The organism is Secundilactobacillus sp. MJ173 (genome assembly GCF_059704265.1).
The window spans coordinates 19,023-40,628 of sequence record NZ_BAAKGN010000009.1 but is presented as its reverse complement, the minus strand read 5'-3'; the positions used below and the strand labels follow the sequence as shown (position 1 = coordinate 40,628).

The following is a 21,606-nucleotide window of genomic DNA, read 5'->3' as shown; positions in this document are numbered from 1 at the left end:
AATCTATAACTTTTTATAAGTTATCAGTAGCAGGATTTATCGTGTCTAAACGAAAAATAACAATGATCGTATTGAGTTTATTGGTTATCATTGGCTTGGGATTTGCTGGTTATTCAGCAATGAACAAGGGTAATAAGTCGGCCAATAATACGTATAGCAGCGATAAAACATCGGCTAGCAGCACAGCCAAAGCACCTGCTAAGAGTGCCAGCTCGGCTAGTTCTACGGCAACTTCAAAGCCGGAAGAAAAAGCTACTGGCAAAACAAAGAGTAGTGCTGCAGCTTTAAAGAACGAAAGTCAGGAAAATAAGTCTCAGGCAAAAATTGCGACAATCAAAAAGAACCATCATAGTTCTGCTGCAAAGGTGGTCGCAACCGCCAAAACACCGTCTAAAAGGGCAAGTACCTGTTCGTTGACAGTTCGAGGCCCCATTAGTAAGGGCAATAAAGTGATGCTTCGGGGCACCCGAGTTGAGATTACCAGGGGCGAGACGGTTGCTTCGGTATTGAAAAAAGTCGCTAAGGAAAAACACGTTTCGTTGGCTTATCAAGGAGGCGGCGGTAGCACATATATTCGCGGGATTGGCGGCCTGTTTGAATTTGATCACGGTTCTGGTAGCGGCTGGTTATACTCAGTGAACAATAAATTCCCTGGTTATGCGGCTGGAAAGAAAAAGGTTAAAAGCGGTGACAACATTCAGTGGCTTTATACGGAGAATTTAGGTAAGGACCGTCATTCCCCAGTAGCAAGTCAACATTAATTAACGAAAGGATTTGTGACTAATATGAAAAAGATGAAAGCACTATTGTTGATGCTTGGGACTGTTGGTCTCGCTGCGGGCTTTATGGCGGGGACTGCCCACGCATCTACCCCATATTATACGAAATCGATTAATTCCAGTGTCAGCTATATTAAAGGACATACGAAAAAAAGTGAGCTTAATTGCTGGGATGCGTTGGCAGTAAAACGTTCACCGCATGGTATGAGTTCAGCAGCTAAGAAAGTATTTGCCAAAAGCTTAGCAGGTCAGTTTAAAGATTTAGATGGTCATTACGCAGCGGTTGATTATGAACGAACGCTGATTGGTGCGGTATCAATGGGGTATAATCCAACCAAGTATCGTGGCAAAAACTTAGTGAACGGCATTATTAAAACAGCGCCTAAGTCAAACGCGGGCGTTCTGGCAAAAATTTTCGGTATCATTGCTCTCAGTACGAAAAACTATGGTAGTAAAAGTAATGCAACTATCAAAACCCTAGTTTCTCAAGTTGTTAAAGCCCAAGATTCAAAGGGTGGCTGGGAAATCAGTGGTCACACTAGTGATGTAGACGTTACTGGTATGGCGCTGATGGCATTAGGGATGCATAAGAACTATAGCGGTGTGAACACTGCTATTTCAAAGGCAGTTAAGTTACTTGAAACTAAGGCATTTTCGAAAAAAACGGGTGATTTTGTGATTGCTGGTTCGTTTTCTAAGAAAGCTAACGCAAACTCTGATGCTTTGGCAATCGCAGGACTTTCTGCAGTGGGCGTAAACCCAGAAAAACTGAAGACAAAGAGTGGCGTGACACCCATTAAGCGTTTAATCAAATATCAAAAGTCATCTGGTCAATTCAGATGGTGGATGGGAAGCAACTCCGGTTCGCTGCAGATGGCGACCCAACAGTCTGCTTATGCTCTGGAGCAGTACAGTTACTTCAAGGCCAACAAGGGCTCTATTTTTAAATTCTAATTTGTCTAAGGAGGGGTCATCATGAAAGCTAGCAAAATGATTAAATTTGCCGTAGTGGGTGTGCTGACAGTCTTTGGCTTTGTTGGGGCTGCTACAGTCACCACAAATTACGCTGAGACTGCTCAGGCAAAAACGACCAAGGTGGTCAAGGTATCCTATAGTAAGGTTTCCAAAAAAGCGTATCACGTGACCAGTGGTAGTTTTTATTCCACAAGTCATCTGACGAAGGTGAACCACTATGGGAAGAACTATAAGCACACGACCTTTTATTCGTATAAAAAAGCGACAATCAAAAAAAGTAATCATAAAACGTATTCCTACGTTTACGTTAAGTCTGCAGACAAAAAAGTGAGTGGCTGGATCTGGCATAGTTATCTTAAAGCGGGTAAAGCGTCAGCCGTTAAGAAGTCATCGTCAACCAATAAGGGTGTGACGAAGCCGGTCACTGTACGCATCTACGGCCCTATTAGCACAGGCAATAAGGTGTTGGCTTCTGGCAACATCACGTATAAAAAAGGCGCGACCGTTTTTAGCGTCTTGCAGAGTTTGTCAAAGCAAAAGGGCTTTAAGATTGGCTATTCTGGTAGTGGCAGTTCGGCGTATATCACGATGATTAATGGCAAATACGCTGGATCTGGCGGAGCTGGCGGTGGCTGGCTTTACAGTGTTAACGGTGCTTATTCAAGCTACAGTGCCGGTGCTTATAAAGTTAAGAGTGGAGATGTCGTTCAATGGGTATGGACACAAGGCAGCGGCGATCGCGGGTGGAACGGGTAAGCCGTTCGACTCTGGTTTTTGAACAACTCAATCCGTGGGTGATGTTTACTTATTACGTTGTGACAATTGCCTGTTCAATGGTTTTCTTGCACCCCATCTTTTTATTGGTTGAACTGCTTTTAGTCGTTTGTGTGGACTTTGTTGCACATACCGGTAAACAAATGCTAATGGTTTTGGAAGGCAGTCTGTTCATGACTGCCTTTATCATGATTTTAAATCCTTTGGTCAATAATCGAGGGACACACGTTATTTGGACGTTTGGAGGCACCATTATTACTGCCGAATCGATCTTCTACGGGTTTATGATGGCCTTGTCTTTGATCATCGTGCTGTTAACCTTTCTGTCTTATAACAAGGTATTGACCAGTCAAAAATTCATGTATTTATTCTCAAGAATATCGCCGAAACTTACGTTATTAACCATGATTACTTTGCGGTTTGTGCCACTGTTCATTTTACGGCTAAAAAATATTTCGCAAGCGCAAAAAATTCGTGGGATTGCGGTTACGAAAGGAAGTAGCCGCCAAAGAGGGCTTGGTGTGGTCAAGATGATGCAGGTTTTATTGATTCAGTCTTTCACTGATGCACTCCAGACAGCAGATTCCATGAGTGCTCGGGGTTATGGCAGTGGTAAACGTTCCAGTTATCAGCGCTATCGTTTTACCACACGTGATTTTATATCACTGGCCTGGTATCTGCCCCTAGCCGGAATTTGCTTCTACGCAGCTAGTCGTGGTATTGGCCGAATGACGGTTTATCCGAGTTTGGGAACGATTGCATTGACGCCTACCGGTTGGTTAGTGCTACTTGGCGTGGTGTTGCTGTTTAGTTTTCCGTTAATTCTAGAAGCATGGGAGTGGCTATGGTGGAACTTATTAAGGTCGTAGATTTTAACTTTGAATATTCACTGGCAAAGCACAAGAGTTTGTCAGATATTAACCTCACCGTTAATTCTGGTGACTTTATTACGATTGCTGGGGATTCCGGCAGTGGTAAAACAACGCTGCTACGACAAATGAAACCGGAACTGTGGCCTGTTGGAAAACGTGCAGGTGAGATTTATTTTGAAGGTCAACCAATCTCAAAACTACCCAAACGGGAAAGCGCGCAAAGTATTGGCATGGTGTTTCAAAATCCTGACGATCAATTGGTGATGGATAATGTCATTCAGGAATTAGCGTTTTCGTTGGAGAATATCAATGTGCCAACTGATGTGATTCAGCAGCGGATTGCTGAACTGGTTAGTTTTTTAGGCCTGCAAGACATCTTGTATGAAAACGTACAGAACCTATCAGGTGGGCAAAAACAGTTGGTTAACTTAGCGGCAGTTTTGATTTTACGGCCGAAATTACTGATTTTAGATGAACCAACGGCACAGTTGGACCCCATTGCCACCAAAGAATTCATTTCATTGCTGAGTCGGGTTCATGATGAACTTGGAATTGCTATTGTGATGAGCGAACATATCTTAGATGACGTATTGCCGTTATCAAATAAACTCTGGATTCTTCAGCATGGGGAACTAAAAGCTAAGGGATCTGTAGCTGAAGTCTTGAAAAGCATCTCTCAAGAGCCTCATCTGAAAAGCTTCATTCCAGACGTGCCCTACCTTTTCTTACAGGAAGACTTACCGAATAAGCTGCAGTTAGCTGACCTACCGCTGACAGTGGCAGCAGGGCGCGAGGTGTTGCAGACTAATCACGTTAAGTTGAATGGCAATCTTCAAGTTAGGGATGACCAGTCCCAACAGCCAGTGGTCGCAAAACTATCTCACCTTGCATTTGAGTATGATAAAAATGGCAATTATATTTTAAATGACTTGAATTTAACCGTTCATAAACAAGACTGGCTCGCAATCATTGGTAAGAATGGGACCGGCAAAACCACCTTATTGAAGTCCATCATGGGATTACTGTCATTACGACGCGGACGGGTTCAGCTATTAGGTAAAAAATTAAGTTATTGGTTAAAAAATACGGATCAATTTTACAGGGAAGTTTCCTACCTCTCTCAAACCCCAAGCGACTATTTTAGCTACGATACAGTACGTGAAGAATTTGTTGAGCGTGCAAAACAGCTGAAGATAGATGATCCAGAATCTGCAGCTGAATCAATGCTCAAAAAACTCACCATTGAAAATATTGCTGACCGCAATCCGTATGATGCCAGTGGTGGTGAACAGCAGCTGATTGCCCTTGGGATACTACTGTTTTCTAACCCCAAGCTACTGTTTATGGATGAACCAACAAAGGGGTTGGATCCTATCCGACGTCAGGAACTGGGTGATATTCTGGAGAAACTGCAGGTGGAGCAGGAGCTGACCGTTGTAATGGTGAGCCATGACATGAATTTTAGTGCCCAGTTTGCGACTCAATGTGCGTTGCTGTTCGATGGTAAACTCGTGGCTCAAGCGGAACCGCATCAGTTCTTTGCGGATAACTTTTTCTACACGACCACGGTCAACCGTATGTTGCGTTATCAGCTACCTAAAGTGATTCAGCGAGGGGAGGTCACACCTTGAATAATCTTGTTGATAAAATTAAGCACCGTAGTGGGTACTTTGTTTCAATCGCCATCTTTATTGCTGCGCTAGTTTGGATTTCCTTTTTTAACGGGGATCAGCACTACCTTTTACTGAGTCTTATTTGTTTAGTAGCTAGTATGCTGCCATTTTATTGGCACTTTGAAACGCGTAATTCGGAAGCCAGAGAAATTGTTTTTTTGGCGGTCTTGGCGACGATTGCAGCTCTAGGAAGAGTTGCCATGGCTGCGATACCTGGTGTGAAACCCACCAGTTTTGTGGTGGTGATGACGGGGCTGACTCTGGGACCAGAGGCTGGTTTTATCGTAGGTTCAACGTCTGCCTTAGTCTCTAATCTATTTTTGGGTCAAGGTCCTTGGACGCCTTGGCAAATGTTTGCTTGGGGATTAATGGGTATCTCCGCTGGGTTGATTCGTAACTTTAAATGGTCGCATAACCGAAAATTCTTGGCGCCACTGGGTGTTGTCTACGGCTTTTTATTTGGTTGGATCATGGACCTTTGGTATGCCATGGTTTATGTTCAGCCGTTAAATATTAAAACGTTCATAGCGGCTTTTGCCACCAGCTTTTACTTTGATTTAACTCATGGGATTACCACTGCTGTTTTATTGTTTTTCTTCTACGAATCGTGGTATAAAATTATTATTCGATTTAAGTACAAGTACGGGTTGGCAAATGTTCAGCAGGAAATTGATCGGCAAAGTTTTTAGTCATCAGGTCAATCATTTAAACGAATTAAAGGGCTCAATTCTACGGTGAATTGAGCCCTTTGTGAGTAGGCAACCTCATATTAAGGTGGTGGAAAGGTTATGAAATTGTATTTTATTCGGCATGGAGAAACTGATTATAACCTGCAACGCAAATTCTACGGTACAGATGATGTTGCCATTAATCAGACTGGTCAAAAACAGTGTGAGGTCGTGCACGGCAAATTTAAGGGACGAACAATCGACAGGATCCTCGTCAGTAGCCGTATACGAACCCATCAATCGGCAAAACTAATTTTCCCTCATCAGCGGTATGAAGTGGCGCCCTTTTTAGATGAGTGGGGGTTTGGTGAATGGGAAGGCTTAGACGCCGACCAAATCCAGGCTAAGTTTCCGGTTGAATGGGAGCGCTGGTTAGCTGATTCTTTTGGGTATACGCCACCTGCATCTGAGCCATACGTGAAGCATGAAAACCGAATTAAATCGGGTTTTCGCACACTAGTCGACAATACGCCTGATAATAGTTCGGTGGCCCTTGTCACTCATCTGGGGACGATTCGAGTGATCATGCATGACTTATTTCCCGAAAGACCCTTTTGGGGGATTCAACTAACCCAGGGAAACTATACGTGCATTGATTATACAGATCGACATTTTTCGGTTGATACTTGGAATCAGTAATCAACGACAGCAAAAAGCACTTGTTTTGATGAACTCAAAACAAGTGCTTTTTGATTAAAATTAGACTTTATTTAATCGTGTAAACGGAGCGGTGCAGTTGCGGGCTCTTGTATGAAGCAAGTGCTAAGTTAACTTGGCCGACACCATATACATCACTTGATGATCCTTTGATGGTACCGTCATGGTTAACGTAACCTAACATGGCAACCATTGGCGAAGCAGTCTGTGCTTTTTGAGATGCCACACTGTTCATGTACTTGTTGGTGCTTGATCTTACTGAGAAGGCAATGATAGCCTCTGCAGTTGAATTAGCGTTGAGATAAGTCTTGCCGAGGTAGTTGTAGCCATAAGCACCGTTTGTTGATGCCTGTGACTTCAAGAAGGCTTGTCCCTTAGACAAACTTGTTTTAACTGTTTTTGCGGATGATTTAGCTCGGGCTAAGGCAGTGACTGCCATGGCACTGGTATCCGTATCAACATCGGCAAGTTTGTTATCGTATGCCCAGCCGTTATTACTTTGTTGTAATTTAGCCAAACTGTTAGCTAAACTGGTTTTGCTGAATTTGGCGGTCTTAGGACGACTGTAATTGCCTGTTGATAAGGCAATCAGAACTTGGCTAAGGGTACTGGTAGTTTGTGAACTGATCTTTGATTTGTACAGCTGATCTACAAGATTAACGTCCTTTTTACTACCATATGGGCGATATTTAGCTGGATTATAACCAATACTCTTCAGGCCAATAATGGCTTTAGATAGGATGGCTGGATCGGTGTTTGATTTAAGAACCAGGTTTTTACGGATCAGTGTTTTCTGTGAACTGGTAAATTTGTATCCGTTAGCTTTTAAGCCCAGTAGAAAATCTGAGTAGCCATCGGCTGCACCAGAAGCAGGGTAAGCTTTCTTGCTAAAAAGGGCTGCTGAATCAGCATCAAAGCCGTTCTTGTTTTTGGCAAGCATTTTTTTAGCGTAATTGTAAGTGGAACTGGTCTTGGCTTTAATGGTTTTGCTCGATGCCTTTTGGAACGTTGCGGCATGTGCAACCGTGTGTTGCTGAATACCACCAAGGGTGAATAAAGTTGCTAAAGATGTGGTCAAAATGGCTATTTTCGAATTGATCTTCATGTTAGGACCTCCAATAATTAATACCTTAATTCTAACATTGAAAGCTGTTTCATTCTTGTTGAATTTGAATATAAATTGTAATATTTATTCAAAATAAAGATAGTCGTCATATTTCCATTTGGAATAATTATTTTAATTAACTCAGGGAGCTTGAGAAATAGTGGGCGGACGCATCCAGAAGGTCTAAAACCTGGCAAAACATTTGTGAAAACAATCTATTTCCGCTTTTAGGAAGGTACCAGATCAAATCAGCGCAAACTTGTGAAATGTGTTCGATAAAAGTAGAGTATTGCTTATATATCAGTCATGTTAGCACTTGATAAGATTAATTAAAGTACAAAAACAAACGTTTACACTAGTTTGTATTGGTGTTATATTAAAAGTGAAATGTGTAACATATAAATTTTAAAATAGGAGTGTCAATCATGAAGGAAAACTTTGATTTCTTAATGCCAAGTGTCAACTTCTTTGGTAAAGGTGTTATCAAGAAAATTGGTGACCGTGCCAAGATGTTAAACATGAAGAAGCCTTTGATCGTTACTGATAAGGTTTTGGAAGGCATGGAAAACGGTCCAGTTGCCCAAACATTAGCTTCTTTGGATGCAGCAGGTGTTGATTACGTTGTTTTTGACGGTGTTGAACCAAACCCTAAGATCCGTAACATCAAAGCTTCAAAGAAAATGTACTTAGACAACAACTGTGACAGTATCATCACTGTTGGTGGTGGTTCTTCTCATGATTGTGGTAAAGGAACTGGTATCATTTTAACTAACGGTGACGACATCACTAAGTTAGCTGGTATCGAAACACTTGAAAATCCATTACCACCATTGATGGCTGTTAACACCACTGCCGGAACTGCTTCAGAATTGACTCGTCACTGTGTGATCACTAACGAAGAGACTAAGTTGAAGTTCGTTGTTGTGTCATGGCGTAACATTCCATTGGTTTCCTTCAATGACCCGATGCTTGAATTAGACGTACCAAAGGGCCTAACTGCTGCAACTGGTATGGATACTTTTGTTCAAGCTATCGAACCATATGTTTCAACGAACCGTAACGAAATCACTGATGGTCAATGTATTGAAGCGATTAAGTTAGTTGAAGAGAGTCTTCGTGAAGCCGTTTCAAACGGTCATAACCTTGAAGCTCGTACCAAGATGGTTGAAGCCGAAATGCTTGGTGGTATGGCATTCAACAACGCTGACTTAGGTTACGTTCATGCTATGGCTCACCAATTGGGTGGTCAATACGATGCACCTCATGGTGTCTGCTGTGCAATGTTGTTACCAATCGTTGAGAAGTACAACATTCCAGCTTGCCCAGAACGGTTTGCTGAATTAGCCAAGGCTATGGGTGAAAACACCGATGGTTTATCAACTCGTGATGCTGCTGACTTGGCTATCAAAGCAATGCGTCAGATGTGTGACGATGTCAACATTCCACGTTCAATCAAGTCAATTGGTGCAAAGCCAGAAGACTTTGAATTGATGGCTGAGAATGCTTTGAAGGATGGTAACGCCTTCTCTAACCCACGTAAAGGGACTAAGGAAGATATCGTTAAATTATTCCAAGAAGCTTACGACCAAGAGTAATTCGCATTAAACTAAATTGAATTTTATTGAAAGGGTCTGAATCCAAAATGGGATTCAGACCCTTTTTGACGAAAAAATTTCAATTCCAATGAAAGCTCGCTTTCATAGTTAGTGAAAATATACACGATTTAATTTTCATTTGTTCCTAGCTATTGCAATCGTTTACAGGTTATGATAATCTAATTTCTTGTGTGGAACTTTAGTTTATATACGGTATTTTTTGTGAGGTAAAACGGTTTACGAAATTTTGTGCTTATTATACTGATCGTTATTATTCAATTATTTAACTGTCGGATTTGTGAAAGGATGTTTTAATTTGAAGAAAACAACTGTCATTAACTCAGAATTATCTACGGTCATTGCCGGGATGGGTCACATGGACTGGCTCAGTATTGGTGACGCTGGTATGCCTGTACCCATGGGTACTAAGAAAATTGATTTGGCATTAACTAAGCAATTACCCAGTTTTATTGATGTTTTGAAGAATATTTTAAGTGAATTAGAAGTTCAAAAAATTTACTTGGCTGATGAAATCAAGACGCAAAACCCTGATCAACTGAAGGCCATTCAAGATCTTATGCCAGACGTTGAAGTTGCCTTTATGCCTCACTCTGATTTGAAGAAGAACTTGGCTAACACCCATGCTTTTGTTCGAACGGGGGAAATGACCCCATTCTCAAACATTATTTTGGAATCAGGCGTCACTTTCTAAATTTTTGATTATAGTAAAAGGTTTTATCTAACGCAATCATCATTCTAAAGGAGTTTATAACATGGAAACTACTGAAACCAAAGACACCAGTGTTAAAAAGACCCATGGCTGGACACAGCTTTCCGATGGCTACTTAAGCAAAACCCCCGTTTTTCAATTTATCCTAGTATCATTGATTTTCCCACTTTGGGGAGCTGCTGCTAGTTTAAACGATATTTTAATCACTCAGTTCAAGACGGTTTTCTTACTGAACGATGCCGCTACGGCCTTCGTTCAAAGTGCCTTCTACGGTGGTTATTTCTTAATTGCGATTCCAGCATCATTAATTATTAAAAAGAACAGTTATAAATTCGCTATTATGACCGGATTGATTTTCTATATTCTTGGTTGTGCAATGTTCTTCCCAGCTTCGCGAGTTGCAACTTATAGCATGTTCCTGGTGGCTATTTTTGCGATTGCGATTGGTTTGAGCTTCCTTGAAACCGCTAGTGATACTTATAGTTCAATGCTTGGACCGAAGCAGTATGCGACGTTGCGCTTGAACTTTTCACAGACCCTTGTTCCATTAGGTGATATTACTGGGATTTTGCTTGGAAAGTACCTGATCTTTGGTACGGTTGGTAACTTATCTGATAAGATGGCTCACATGCACGGTGCTGCTCGGATTGCTTACGGTGAAAAGATGTTGCAATTAACGTTGCGGCCATACAAGTACATCTTGATCGTTTTGATCGTGATGCTGATCATCTTTGCTTTGGTTCCTATGCCACGAGCAAAGGCCACTGCTGAAGCTAAAGTTGAAGGTGGCGTTGCTGAAGAAGAACGCCCAGCATTAGGCGAAACCATCAAGTACCTTTGGCATAATACTGGTTTCAAAAAGGGTGTCTTCACCCAATTTATTTACGCCGGTCTTCAAACGACTGTTTGGTCGTTCACCATTCGGTTGGCTTTGAACTTAAACCACAGTATTACCGATTCAGCAGCTTCAACCTTCATGATTTTTAGTTACATTGCTTGGTTTGTAGGTAAGTTGGTTGCCAATACCTTTATGAGTCGCTTCTCGATCACTGGTACTTTGACCGTTTATTCATTGCTTGGGGTCATTAGTCTTATCTTGACCTTTACGATTCCCAACATGACGGCGGTTTACGCAGCCATTATGACCAGCTTTTTCTTTGGTCCTGAATGGCCAACCATTTATACACATACGTTGGATCAAGTTAAAGAAAAGAAGTATACGGCAACGGCTGGTGCGGTTATCGTCATGGCCTTGATTGGTGGGGCGATTGTTCCAGCTATCCAAGGTGTGGTTTCAGATTTATCTGGCTCTATGCAGTTTTCATTCATTGTGCCAGCACTTTGCTTCCTCTACATTACGGTTTACTTCTTCCTTGAATACCGTTTCGAGAAAAAGCATCCTGACGAAATTCAGGAACACTAGTCATCAAATCGCGATGTATATTTGAGTGATAAATGTTTAAAAAGTTTGACCTTTAGTCGTCAAAACTAATAAAAGTCTTCGAACTGTGATTTGTATACCCGTTCGAAGACTTTTTTAAATACCGAAAAATAGGCGTTTATGGGGATTATTAAAAAAGAAATTAGCACTCTCAATATTCGAGTGCTAATTTCTTGCATTCCTGACCAATACTGACTAATATAAACAATGTAAGGTTGGTAAAGAGATAAGAACCACTTGTCCACTAACCTTAGTTTAAAATTCTGAAAGGGGTTTTTCACTATGACTAACTATTTAGCAAACAGAAACTTTAACGATTTGGATCCAATGAACTTCTTCAACGACTTCGGTAACTTTGGTCAGAAATTCTTCGGCAGTGATGATATGAAGACTGATATTAAAGAAAACGACGAGGGTTATGAAGTCGCCGCTGAACTACCCGGCTTTAAGAAGGATGGCATTCACATTGATTATCGGGACAACACGCTACGGATCAATGCCGTTCACAACTTAGATAAGGAAGATAAGGATGAAAAGGGCCGTGTTCTCCGTCAAGAACGCAGCTCAAGCAACATTACCCGCAGCTTCTATCTGCCAGGCGTTGATGAGGATAATGTCAAAGCAACTTATGATGGCGGAATTCTTAAACTGACTTTGCCAAAAATGACTGAGGATAAGCAGGATAGCCACCACATTGCGATTGACTAATTACTGAACATGATTTGATTGCAGCCACTAAAAAAGCGTACCGAAAATTTTCGGTACGCTTTTTTCTGCCTATTCCTTGTAAACCTTGTACTGTTTACCAGTTTCATAAACAATTTCTGGATCATCACCAGTTCGTTGATTACGATTCAGTAAGTCGATCATGCCACTTTCATCCTCGGATAATTCAAAGTCCAATTGATGATTCTCAATAATTCGACTAGGCGTCTTAGACTTTGGAATGACAGCCACACCATTTTGCAGGTGCCACTTTAGAATCAGCTGTGCAACTGAAACGTGGTGGTGATCAGCCATTTTTTTCAGCATTTCGTTATCTAGCGTCACGCCACGCCCCAGTGGACTCCATGCTTGCGTCACGATATTTTGGGCTTTATCAAATGCCACCAATCCCCGCTGATTCAAGTACGGGTGTCGCTCAACTTGGTTAACCACGGGCATCTCTTTTGCCTGAGTCTTTAATAGCTCTAAATGTGCCACGCTAAAGTTAGAAACCCCAATCGATTTTACTTTTCCGTCGGCCTTAAGCTTTTCCAGCGCCCGCCAGGTATCGAAGAAATACTCTTGTACCGGCCAGTGAACCAATAACAAATCAAGATAGTTAGTCTTTAGCCGTTCTAGAGAGCCATCGATACTTTTGATTGTATTATCGTATCCTTGACTTATTTCGGCAACCTTTGAAGTGATGAATATCTGGTCGCGAGGAATCTGCAGGTTGACTAAAGTCTGTCCCAGAAAATCCTCGTTACGGTAAAGTTGAGCCGTGTCAAATAGTCGATAACCAGCATCAAATGCGGTTTTAATGGATGTATCCATCAGCTCTTGTGTGTTAATTAAGTAAGTTCCAAAGCCAACCAGTGGCATTTCGTTGCCATCAGCCAGTTTAATCGTTGTTTCAGCCATAAATTGGTACTCCTTCTCTGATAGTCTTCCTTTTTATTATAGCAAAAGCGCTTACAAATATTGGCTTTTCTTTAAAGAAATCGGTAGATTAGCCCAAGTTGTTCATAAATTTTGTACAATGTTAGTAAGAGATACGAAAGGTGGTTTGGAGCATGCCGAGTTCACAAGGTTTAACAGCTGAACAAGTACAACAGCGAATCGATACCGGACGGCAAAACGAACCTGCTCCGTCGTTAACGCGTTCGATAAAGGCCATTTTTCGGGATAACTTACTGACTTGGTTCAACCTGATCAACGTGGTTTTGGGTGCTTTGGTACTGATTACCGGTAGCTATAAAAACGAGCTGTTTTTAGGAGTTGCCATCGTGAATACGGCTATTGGTATTTTTCAGGAAATTCGTTCTAAGCGCCAAATTGATAAAATGAGCCTGTTATCTGAATCCACTTATGAGGTTAAACGAGCTAGCGGAACGGTAGAACTTCATCAAGATGCAATCGTCCAAGATGATCTGCTGCTGATGCATCGTGGTGACCAGCTGCCAGTTGATGGCCTGATTTTAGCGACTAAGGGGATTGAAGTGGATGAGTCGCAAATTACCGGTGAAGCAACACCGATTGCTAAGACAACTGGTGATTCGGTGATTTCCGGCAGTTTTCTGGTCAGTGGCCAAGCCGTAGTGCAAGCAACCCATGTTGGGGCGAAGAGTTTTATCAATACCATGTCGGGTGAAGTTCAGTCTGGAGAAAGCACCAATAGTCAGTTGCTGAATACCATTAATCGGATAATTAAAGTTTTAACCATCGTTATCGTACCGCTGGGAACCGTACTCTTTATTTCGCGTTTATTAAATCATAGTAGTATTAACCAGGCTATCCTAGGGACAACGGCTGCCATGATTGGCATGATTCCCGAAGGATTAGTCTTGCTGACGTCGGTTTCTCTAGCAGTCTCAGCAATGAATCTTGCTCGGCGCCGTGTTTTAGTGCGAGAATTACCGGCCATCGAAAGTTTGGCACGCGTTGATGTTCTGGGATTAGATAAGACGGGAACTATTACCAGTGGCAAGCTCCAGTTGAGTAAAATAATTCCGCTGCATCAACAGACGTTAGATCAGTTGAAACTGATGATTGGCGGTACCATTAACGCCATCGGGGACGATAACGAAACTGCCCGTGCGTTGAATAGTGTTTTAACCAATCCGGGATGGCAGCCGACTAAGGTGGTGCCGTTCTCTTCAGCTCGGAAATGGAGCGGTGTCAGTGTTCAACAAGGCAACTACGTCATTGGCGCACCAGAATTTGTTCTCAAGCAGGTACCGGCCAGTTTGGCACAGCAGATTGAAGGATATGCGGCGGAGGGATATCGGGTACTCTGCATTGCCCAGACTTCTGAAATGAATACTGATAATCTAGGCGATGTCACAGTACTTGGCTTAATTTTAATCGAAGATGAAATTCGTGAAAACGCCGTTGAGACGTTTCGATACTTTCAGAATCAAGATGTTGCCCTCAAAGTCATTTCCGGTGATAATCCAACCACAGTGGCGAACATTGCGTCACGAGCCGGTATCAAAAACTGGTCGCGATTAATTGATATGAGTCGCCTAGAAGGTGACATTGATTATGATCAATTAGTCGCTAAATATACCGTTTTTGGCCGTGTGACGCCCGCACAGAAGAAACAGTTAGTGATGGCTTGGCAGCGGGCGGGGCATTCAGTTGCGATGACCGGTGACGGTGTGAATGATATTTTAGCATTGCGGCAAGCGGATTGCGGTATCGCAATGGCTAGCGGCAGTGAAGCGGCTAAAAGTATTGCTGATTTCGTCTTAGTTGATTCGAATTTTGACGCCATGCTCAACGTGCTTAATGAGGGTCGACGAGTTGTCAACAACATTGAAAGGGTGGCATCCCTGTTTTTAATTAAAACGATGTATTCTGTAGCATTAAGTCTGATCTTTATTTTTATGCACAACGGGTATCCTTTCCAACCCATCCAGCTAACGCCAATTTCAGTCCTAACGGTAGGAATCCCCACCTTTGTTTTGGCACTAGAACCAAATTACCAGCGAATTTCAGGACAGTTTATGAAACAGGTGATGGTGATTGCAGCACCAGCAGCTATTTGCGTGGTGGCTTATATTTTGGTGATTGATTTAATAGGTGGCGTGCAGTTTCATTTAAATTACGCCGAGACCTCGACGCTTTCGGTGCTGTTGACGGGTGCTGTTTGTCTGGTGGCTTTATTGATGGTTGCCAGACCGCTTAATCGGCTAAAACTGGCGTTGGTACTATTAATGGCAGGTTGCTTCGCCTTGATTTTTCTTTTCTTTGGCAAGCTGTTTTCTTTGGAAGGTATCTTCAATTGGCAGATGGCACTGGTTTATCTGCCGCTACTAGCTAGCATTTATCCCTTTTTTTACTTGGTTCAAGAAGTTATTGGTAAACGAATACTGGCGCGAATCAATTGGCGCTAATGTGATGATTTTAGACCCGCAGTGAGATTAACTAGCGGGTTTTATTTAACTTTCTTTTATCTAGTTTATAAAACTAGATAAAAGTGTTACAATAATTGTAAAGTAGTTGAATATACTATATAAAGGAGTGGCTAAAATGGCAGAATTCGATCAATATAACCGCTGGGAAGCTCAGATTCGTCAGGTTAAGTTACCGCATTGGAGTGAATTGCCCAAGTTTGATTTGTATATGGATCAGGTCGTGGCTTTTGTTAATGATGCCATCGGTCAGTTAGGTGTTGAACCCATCACGCCAGCAATGATCAATAATTACGTTAAGCATCAGGTGATTATTGCACCAGTCAAAAAGAAATATCAGACCATGCAGTTAGCGGATCTATTGTTGATTGGGCTGTTAAAACCACTCTTTTCAACCGAAACCATTCGACATGGCATCGATCAAGTAACGGCGGGGGACTTCCCCAAACAGGCCTACGATAATTTTATCGATGTGTTGAATACTGCATTGAAGAATCTGGGTCAAGGCCAACCAGAAGCGCCTGCTAAAACTTTGAACGATAAGCTGATGCAGGTTGCTGCCGATACGATTTTAAACCGGATCCAATCTGAGCAGTTACTGCGGATGATTCAGAAGCCAATTAAGCCCATTAAAAAAGTGAAATAGTCGTTGAAAAAGTTCCGATTTATTACGGAACTTTTTTATTTGGCTTTTGAATGCCAGTACGATAGGGTTCAAGCCAATTATGAAAATTATTTTCAAGAAAATTTTCGCTTTCTTGAACGATAGTATTTAATTTCACAAACTATAAAGTTAACCGCTTACATTCCTGTTTTGTCAATGAAAACACTTGTATATACCGACATGATAAGGATGATTTCAAGTAAAAATCATTAAAAAACAAATTAATTTTAGCTATTTACATTTAAAAAAAGTATGATATTATAGTCTTTGTGAAAGAGATAACAAAGAAATTAACCAGTATTTTCATGATGGAGGGTTAAGAATGTTAAAAGAAATGAATTCAAAATCAAATAATGAAAAGCCTAAAAAGCCTGTTAGCATCAATGATCAGATTGATGAATTAGTTAATAAAGCACACGATGCGCTGTGTGGGATGGATAATTTTGATCAGAAAAAAGTCGACCACATTGTGCACCAAATGGCAATCGCCGGTTTGGACCAACATATGCGGTTAGCCAAACTCGCTGTGGAAGAAACTGGTCGTGGTGTTTGGGAAGACAAAGCCATTAAAAACATGTTTGCTACCGAAGAAATTTGGCACAGCATTAAGAATGATAAAACCGTTGGCATCATTGAAGATGACAAAGAACGTCAATTGATCAAAGTTGCAGAACCCCTTGGAATTTTGGCTGGTGTAACGCCAGTGACTAACCCAACTTCTACGACTATGTTCAAGTCATTAATTGCCGTTAAGACCCGTAACCCAATCATTTTTGCCTTCCATCCACAAGCACAGAAGTGTTCTGTAGAAGCTGCTAAAGTGGTCCGCGATGCCGCTATTGCAGCCGGTGCTCCTGAAGGTGTGATTCAGTGGATTGAAGAACCAAGTCTTGAAGCAACTACTGCTTTGATGAACCACCCACAAGTTGCCTCAGTCCTTGCTACTGGTGGTCCTGGCATGGTTAAAGCTGCTTACTCAACTGGTAAGCCCGCTTTAGGTGTCGGTCCTGGTAATGGTCCTGCTTACATTGAAAAGACCGCTAATATCAAACGTGCGGTTAACGATATCGTACTCTCAAAGACTTTTGATAATGGGATGGTTTGTGCCACTGAAAACAGTATCATTATTGACACCGACATTTACGATGCCGTTAAGAAGGAAATGAAGGATCGTAAAGTCTTCTTCATCAAGAAGTCAGAACAAAAAGCTTTGGCGGATGCTATGTATGACCCAAAGCGGGGTGGTGTTAAAGGCCCAATCGCTGGGATGTCAGCCGTTAATATTGCTAAATTAGCTGGGATTGAAGTTCCCGAAGATACTAAAGTTTTAGCTGCTGAATTAAACACTGTTGGTCCAGACAACTGGCTTTCAGCTGAAAAACTTTGCCCAGTCATTTCCGTTTACAAGTCAGCCAACCACGAAGAGGGCTTCAAGATTGCTAATGACTTGCTCCACTTTGGCGGTCTTGGTCATACTGCAGCTATCCATACCTTGGATGAAGACCTGGCTACTGAATACGGCATCAAGATGAAGGCTAGTCGTGTATTGGTGAACACCCCATCAGCTCTTGGTGGTATCGGTAACCTTTATAACGAAATGATTCCTTCATTGACCCTTGGTACTGGTTCATGGGGCAAGAACTCTGTTTCACACAACGTTTCATCGTTTGACCTTTTAAACATTAAAACAATTGCAAAGCGGCGGAATAATATGCAATGGATTAAATTACCTCGAGTTTACTTTGAAAAGACATCTGTACGTTACCTTGGCGATATGCCTGGTATTAAGAAAGCCTTCATTGTTGCTGACCCAGCTATGATTTCACTTGGGTACGTTGACAAGGTGCTTGGCGAACTGAAACGTCGTCCAGACGGCTTTGAATATCAACTTTTCTCCGTCATGGAATCAGACCCAACAACTGATACGGTTGAAAAGGGCTATGCTCAAATGAAGAACTTTCAGCCTGATACGATTATCGCTTTAGGCGGTGGTTCACCAATGGATGCCGCTAAGTGCATGTGGTTATTCTACGAGCATCCAGATGCAAGCTTCTTCGGCGCAAAGCAGAAGTTCTTGGATATCCGGAAGCGGACTTACCAGTTTGAAAAAGCAACTAAAGCACAATTCGTTGCTATTCCAACCACTTCAGGTACTGGTTCAGAAGTCACACCATTTGCCGTTATTACGGATGCTAAGACTCACGTTAAGTACCCATTAGCGGACTATGCCTTGACCCCAGACGTTGCGATTGTGGATTCGCAATTCATCGAAAGTTTACCAAAGAAGACCATTTCATACGCTGGTTTGGATGTATTGACCCACGCCATTGAATCATTCGTATCAAACATGGCATCAGATTACACGCGTCCATGGTCACTGCAAGCGATTAAGTTAGTCTTCGAAAACTTAACGGCTTCATACAATGGTGATTTACAAGCCCGCGAAGAAATGCATAACGCAGCTACTATTGCTGGTATGGCCTTCGCTAACGCCTTCTTAGGTGTTAACCACTCAATCGCCCACAAACTTGGTGGTGAGTTTGGCCTGCCTCATGGTTTGGCGATTGCGATTACTTTGCCACACGTTATCCGTTATAACTTCAAGGAACCTCGTAAGCTGACCACTTGGCCTAAGTACGAATACTTCCGTGCGGATGAGGACTATGCTGAAATTGCTAGATACATTGGCTTAACTGGCAAGAATAAGGAAGAACTCAAGGAAGCCTTGGTTAACAAGATTATTGAATTAGCTCACTCAGTGGACGTTACCTTGAGCTTGAAGGCAAACGGCGTTGATAAGAAGCACTTCGATGAAACAGTTGATAAATTGGCTGAATTAGCATATGAGGACCAATGTACAACTGCCAACCCTAAAGAACCATTGATCGGCGAACTGCGTCAGATTATGATCGATGAGTATGAGGGGAAAGGCGTGGAAAAATAAAGAGCGTAAAAAAAGGCGGTTAACGCCCAGAGTATAAGAAGAACCCCCATACAGTCTGGTTTTGGACTGTGTGGGGGTTCTTCTTATATGGCCGGGCGTTGCCGTTTTTTGCGCGTTTCAGCAATGTAAAAGCAGCGCATTTCGATTGGAGTAAAAGAGCGGGTAATGCCGCCTTCGCCCCCCCAGCGTGTCCATCGCTGTGGGGACCAGCGAAAGCCAAGGTCTTTCGCCTCGCATCTAAGCCACGCAAAAAGCGCGCGTCTTAGATGTCGTCCCGTGCTGTAAGGGCGAAACGCCCTAACACCACCGACACAGCAGATGAACACGCTGGTGACCTACGGCTAAAATAACATCTTGGAGGTAATTTGCTAATAAGATTTAACGTGCATTTTCTCTGTCTACCAAGACCTTTACACATTCGATACGTAATTTATGCAGAAACGATAAGATGGTTCTTTACACTTAGCGTTGTAGTGTAATGCCACTACTAAACTTATGTGAGCAGGTGAAAGGGATTGACAATTACATTAGAGCAACTGTCAAAAACGTATGAAGGAAGTAATCAACCAGTTCTCGAAAATGTTTCCGTTCAAATCAATGATGGTGAGTTTTTTGTTATCGTTGGACCGTCCGGATGTGGAAAGAGTACCCTTTTAAGAATGATTGCCGGGTTAACATCGATTTCTAGCGGTCAATTATTAATTAATGGTAAGGTCGCAAATCAAATGCCACCAAAAGATCGCGCCTTATCCATGGTGTTTCAAAGTTATGCACTATTTCCATTTATGACCGTGGCTGAAAATGTTGGCTTTGGTCTTAAATCTCGTCAATTAGCAACTACTGAAATTGAACACCGCGTTGATGACGCGCTAGCGATGGTTAGCCTATCTGAACTTCGGGATCGTAAACCCAAGGAACTTTCAGGAGGTCAGCGGCAACGGGTAGCTTTAGCAAGAGCAATTGCCAGTGAAGCAAAAATTTGTTTAATGGATGAACCGTTGTCTAACTTAGATGCACAATTACGTGCCAAAATGCGTGTCGAATTAAAACAGCTACAGCGAAGTCTAGGTTTAACGGTCATTTATGTCACCCATGATCAAGTCGAAGCCATGACCATGGCAGACCGTGTGCTGGTGTTGAATGATAAAAAAGTTCAACAGGTAGATACGCCGGTTAATTTATATCAACATCCCCAAAATGCGTTTGTCGCTCAGTTTTTCGGCACCCCACAAATCAACTTACTGACGGCGGACGTTGCTGGCCACAAGCTGATTATTGATTCCGCGTTACATTTATCGCTGTCCCAAGGGCGAGTCAATGATAGCAAGGTTCTAGTGGGGATCCGGCCAGCGGATATTCAAATTAAAGTTGGTCCACAACAAGCTAATGCACGGGTAGTCACAGTTTCATACTTAGGGGATCAATCAGTCATTACTGCAGTCCTGAACGATTCTCAAACGCTTCGTGTTGTCGCTGATAGTCAGCTGCAAGTGGCTGCAGATGATTTGATCAGAATTGTTAGTGTAAAGGAATTTGAGGTATTTGATATGAACTCCAAAGAACTGATTGCTAATCAAAAGGGGGACGTAAACGATGCTACAGTCGCTGCCGCGGAATTCTAATTCAAAGGATCCTGGTGCACAATCAGCACCGGTTCGATTATCAACTGCTGCTCAATGGAGTAAAGACAATCTTTATGTAGCCATCTTTCTTGGACCATCGCTATTAATTTTGTCGGTATTTGTTTTCTGGCCGATGATTAAGACACTATATCTTAGTTTATTTCTAACGGATAATTTAGGTCATGCCAGTGTCTTTGTTGGTTTGAGTAATTATCTGAATCTTTTTAACACCCCGGCTTATCTATCCAGTTTAGGGGCGACTTTGATGTACGTTGTGGCCGTCTCGGTGTTAACGATTATGCTGGGGATGTTGCTGGCCGTTGCGGCCCAGCAACGATTACAAGGAATTCGGTTTTTCCGGACGATTTTTTCTTCCACAATGGGGATTTCAGTTTCTGTCGCCGCTATTTTTTGGTTATTTGCCTTTAATCCATCAGTCGGGGTATTTGCCCAAATATCACAGGCGCTGCATTTACCAGAAATCAACTGGTTGGCGGACCCGCACTTTGCACTGCTAGCTGTCATTATGACAACGGTTTGGATGAATCTCGGTTTTACCTTTCTGATTTTATTTGGTGCATTGCAGCAGTTACCGGCCAGTTTATTCGAAGCAGCCGAAATTGCTGGTGTGGGTAAGACAACGCAGTTTTTCAAGATCTCATTGCCATTGATTTCACCAACGTTGTTTTTTGTTCTGATTGTGACGTTGATTGATGCTTTTAAGAGTTTTGGCTTAATTGATTTAATGACGGTTGGTGGACCAAATAATGCCACTAATCTGCTTGTTTACCGAGTTTATCAGGATGCTTTTCTTAATGGTAACTATGGTCTTGCTAGCACTGAATCGGTGGTCTTAACGGCGATCATTGCAGTGATCACGTTAATCCAGTTTAAACTTTTAGGAAAGCGGGTGAACTACTAATGGA

The 21,606-nt window shown here is 42.2% G+C and carries 18 protein-coding genes; 16 read left to right on the top strand and 2 right to left on the bottom strand.

The features are described 5' to 3' along the window. The 7 genes from AC6H04_RS01255 to AC6H04_RS01225 all read left to right on the top strand — a co-directional run. Window positions 1-761: DUF4430 domain-containing protein (locus AC6H04_RS01255; protein WP_497569965.1), on the top strand; the 761-nt coding region annotated here is incomplete at its 5' end. A gap of 24 nt (window positions 762-785) precedes the next feature. After that, window positions 786-1,733, top strand: a complete 948-nt coding sequence (locus AC6H04_RS01250) for a prenyltransferase/squalene oxidase repeat-containing protein (RefSeq protein WP_497569964.1) — start codon at window positions 786-788, stop codon at window positions 1,731-1,733. Window positions 1,734-1,754: 21 nt separating this feature from the next. Beyond that, on the top strand, window positions 1,755-2,510 hold the full coding sequence (locus AC6H04_RS01245; protein WP_497569963.1) for a DUF4430 domain-containing protein: 756 nt from the start codon (window positions 1,755-1,757) through the stop codon (window positions 2,508-2,510). After that, window positions 2,465-3,397 (top strand): energy-coupling factor transporter transmembrane component T, encoded by a 933-nt coding sequence (locus AC6H04_RS01240; protein ID WP_497569962.1) that lies wholly within the window; start codon window positions 2,465-2,467, stop codon window positions 3,395-3,397. The genes AC6H04_RS01245 and AC6H04_RS01240 overlap by 46 nt, the downstream gene beginning before the upstream one ends. After that, window positions 3,373-5,031 (top strand): ABC transporter ATP-binding protein, encoded by a 1,659-nt coding sequence (locus tag AC6H04_RS01235; protein ID WP_497569961.1) that lies wholly within the window; start codon window positions 3,373-3,375, stop codon window positions 5,029-5,031. Before AC6H04_RS01240 ends, AC6H04_RS01235 begins: the two co-directional genes overlap by 25 nt. After that, entirely contained in the window at window positions 5,028-5,762 is a 735-nt protein-coding gene (locus tag AC6H04_RS01230) for an ECF transporter S component (RefSeq protein WP_497569960.1), read from the top strand. The genes AC6H04_RS01235 and AC6H04_RS01230 overlap by 4 nt, the downstream gene beginning before the upstream one ends. 99 nt (window positions 5,763-5,861) lie before the next feature. After that, complete coding sequence (locus tag AC6H04_RS01225; RefSeq protein WP_497569959.1) at window positions 5,862-6,440, top strand: histidine phosphatase family protein; 579 nt, start codon at window positions 5,862-5,864, stop codon at window positions 6,438-6,440. Window positions 6,441-6,507: 67 nt separating this feature from the next. Here AC6H04_RS01225 and AC6H04_RS01220 read toward each other — a convergent pair whose 3' ends face one another. Next, entirely contained in the window at window positions 6,508-7,563 is a 1,056-nt protein-coding gene (locus AC6H04_RS01220; RefSeq protein WP_497569958.1) for a prenyltransferase/squalene oxidase repeat-containing protein, read from the bottom strand. Between the two features lie 425 nt (window positions 7,564-7,988). On the opposite strand from AC6H04_RS01220, the gene AC6H04_RS01215 reads away from it, so the two are divergent. The 4 genes from AC6H04_RS01215 to AC6H04_RS01200 all read left to right on the top strand — a co-directional run bounded on the left by AC6H04_RS01215 (window position 7,989) and on the right by AC6H04_RS01200 (window position 12,037). Further along, complete coding sequence (locus tag AC6H04_RS01215) at window positions 7,989-9,158, top strand: iron-containing alcohol dehydrogenase (RefSeq protein ID WP_497569957.1); 1,170 nt, start codon at window positions 7,989-7,991, stop codon at window positions 9,156-9,158. A gap of 316 nt (window positions 9,159-9,474) precedes the next feature. After that, the gene (rbsD, locus tag AC6H04_RS01210) at window positions 9,475-9,870 is read left to right on the top strand and encodes a D-ribose pyranase (RefSeq protein WP_497569956.1); all 396 of its coding nucleotides are present in this window, start codon (window positions 9,475-9,477) and stop codon (window positions 9,868-9,870) included. Window positions 9,871-9,931: 61 nt separating this feature from the next. Next, window positions 9,932-11,311 carry an L-fucose:H+ symporter permease gene (gene fucP, locus AC6H04_RS01205; protein WP_497569955.1) on the top strand — a complete coding sequence of 460 codons (1,380 nt, stop codon included), beginning with the start codon at window positions 9,932-9,934 and terminating at the stop codon, window positions 11,309-11,311. Window positions 11,312-11,611: 300 nt separating this feature from the next. Continuing rightward, window positions 11,612-12,037 carry an Hsp20/alpha crystallin family protein gene (locus AC6H04_RS01200; RefSeq protein ID WP_497569954.1) on the top strand — a complete coding sequence of 142 codons (426 nt, stop codon included), beginning with the start codon at window positions 11,612-11,614 and terminating at the stop codon, window positions 12,035-12,037. A gap of 69 nt (window positions 12,038-12,106) precedes the next feature. Here the strand turns inward: AC6H04_RS01200 and AC6H04_RS01195 are convergent, their stop codons facing one another. Continuing rightward, window positions 12,107-12,955: an aldo/keto reductase gene (locus AC6H04_RS01195; RefSeq protein ID WP_497569953.1), complete on the bottom strand. Its 849-nt coding sequence runs from the start codon at window positions 12,953-12,955 to the stop codon at window positions 12,107-12,109. 152 nt (window positions 12,956-13,107) lie between these two features. Between AC6H04_RS01195 and AC6H04_RS01190 the strand changes: the two genes are divergently transcribed. From AC6H04_RS01190 to AC6H04_RS01170, 5 genes are all read left to right on the top strand, one after another. Beyond that, window positions 13,108-15,432, top strand: a complete 2,325-nt coding sequence (locus AC6H04_RS01190; protein ID WP_497569952.1) for a cation-translocating P-type ATPase — start codon at window positions 13,108-13,110, stop codon at window positions 15,430-15,432. Between the two features lie 136 nt (window positions 15,433-15,568). After that, a complete protein-coding gene (locus AC6H04_RS01185) occupies window positions 15,569-16,096 on the top strand; it encodes a DUF1836 domain-containing protein (protein ID WP_497569951.1) in 528 nt (175 codons plus the stop codon). Window positions 16,097-16,448: 352 nt separating this feature from the next. Further along, a complete protein-coding gene (adhE, locus tag AC6H04_RS01180; RefSeq protein WP_497569968.1) occupies window positions 16,449-19,058 on the top strand; it encodes a bifunctional acetaldehyde-CoA/alcohol dehydrogenase in 2,610 nt (869 codons plus the stop codon). A gap of 515 nt (window positions 19,059-19,573) precedes the next feature. Next, window positions 19,574-20,680, top strand: coding sequence for an ABC transporter ATP-binding protein (locus tag AC6H04_RS01175; RefSeq protein WP_497569950.1), 1,107 nt, complete (start codon window positions 19,574-19,576; stop codon window positions 20,678-20,680). Further along, window positions 20,652-21,602 (top strand): carbohydrate ABC transporter permease, encoded by a 951-nt coding sequence (locus AC6H04_RS01170; RefSeq protein WP_497569949.1) that lies wholly within the window; start codon window positions 20,652-20,654, stop codon window positions 21,600-21,602. Before AC6H04_RS01175 ends, AC6H04_RS01170 begins: the two co-directional genes overlap by 29 nt. Window positions 21,603-21,606 lie beyond the last annotated feature (4 nt).

Coding starts and splice junctions, on each gene's coding strand:
- AC6H04_RS01250 (WP_497569964.1), top strand. CDS start 786: ATGAAAAAGATGAAAGCACTATTGTTGATGCTTGGGACTGTTGGTCTC.
- AC6H04_RS01245 (WP_497569963.1), top strand. CDS start 1,755: ATGAAAGCTAGCAAAATGATTAAATTTGCCGTAGTGGGTGTGCTGACA.
- AC6H04_RS01240 (WP_497569962.1), top strand. CDS start 2,465: ATGGGTATGGACACAAGGCAGCGGCGATCGCGGGTGGAACGGGTAAGC.
- AC6H04_RS01235 (WP_497569961.1), top strand. CDS start 3,373: ATGGTGGAACTTATTAAGGTCGTAGATTTTAACTTTGAATATTCACTG.
- AC6H04_RS01225 (WP_497569959.1), top strand. CDS start 5,862: ATGAAATTGTATTTTATTCGGCATGGAGAAACTGATTATAACCTGCAA.
- AC6H04_RS01220 (WP_497569958.1), bottom strand. CDS start 7,563: ATGAAGATCAATTCGAAAATAGCCATTTTGACCACATCTTTAGCAACT.
- AC6H04_RS01215 (WP_497569957.1), top strand. CDS start 7,989: ATGAAGGAAAACTTTGATTTCTTAATGCCAAGTGTCAACTTCTTTGGT.
- fucP (WP_497569955.1), top strand. CDS start 9,932: ATGGAAACTACTGAAACCAAAGACACCAGTGTTAAAAAGACCCATGGC.
- AC6H04_RS01200 (WP_497569954.1), top strand. CDS start 11,612: ATGACTAACTATTTAGCAAACAGAAACTTTAACGATTTGGATCCAATG.
- AC6H04_RS01195 (WP_497569953.1), bottom strand. CDS start 12,955: ATGGCTGAAACAACGATTAAACTGGCTGATGGCAACGAAATGCCACTG.
- AC6H04_RS01190 (WP_497569952.1), top strand. CDS start 13,108: ATGCCGAGTTCACAAGGTTTAACAGCTGAACAAGTACAACAGCGAATC.
- AC6H04_RS01185 (WP_497569951.1), top strand. CDS start 15,569: ATGGCAGAATTCGATCAATATAACCGCTGGGAAGCTCAGATTCGTCAG.
- adhE (WP_497569968.1), top strand. CDS start 16,449: ATGAATTCAAAATCAAATAATGAAAAGCCTAAAAAGCCTGTTAGCATC.
- AC6H04_RS01170 (WP_497569949.1), top strand. CDS start 20,652: ATGCTACAGTCGCTGCCGCGGAATTCTAATTCAAAGGATCCTGGTGCA.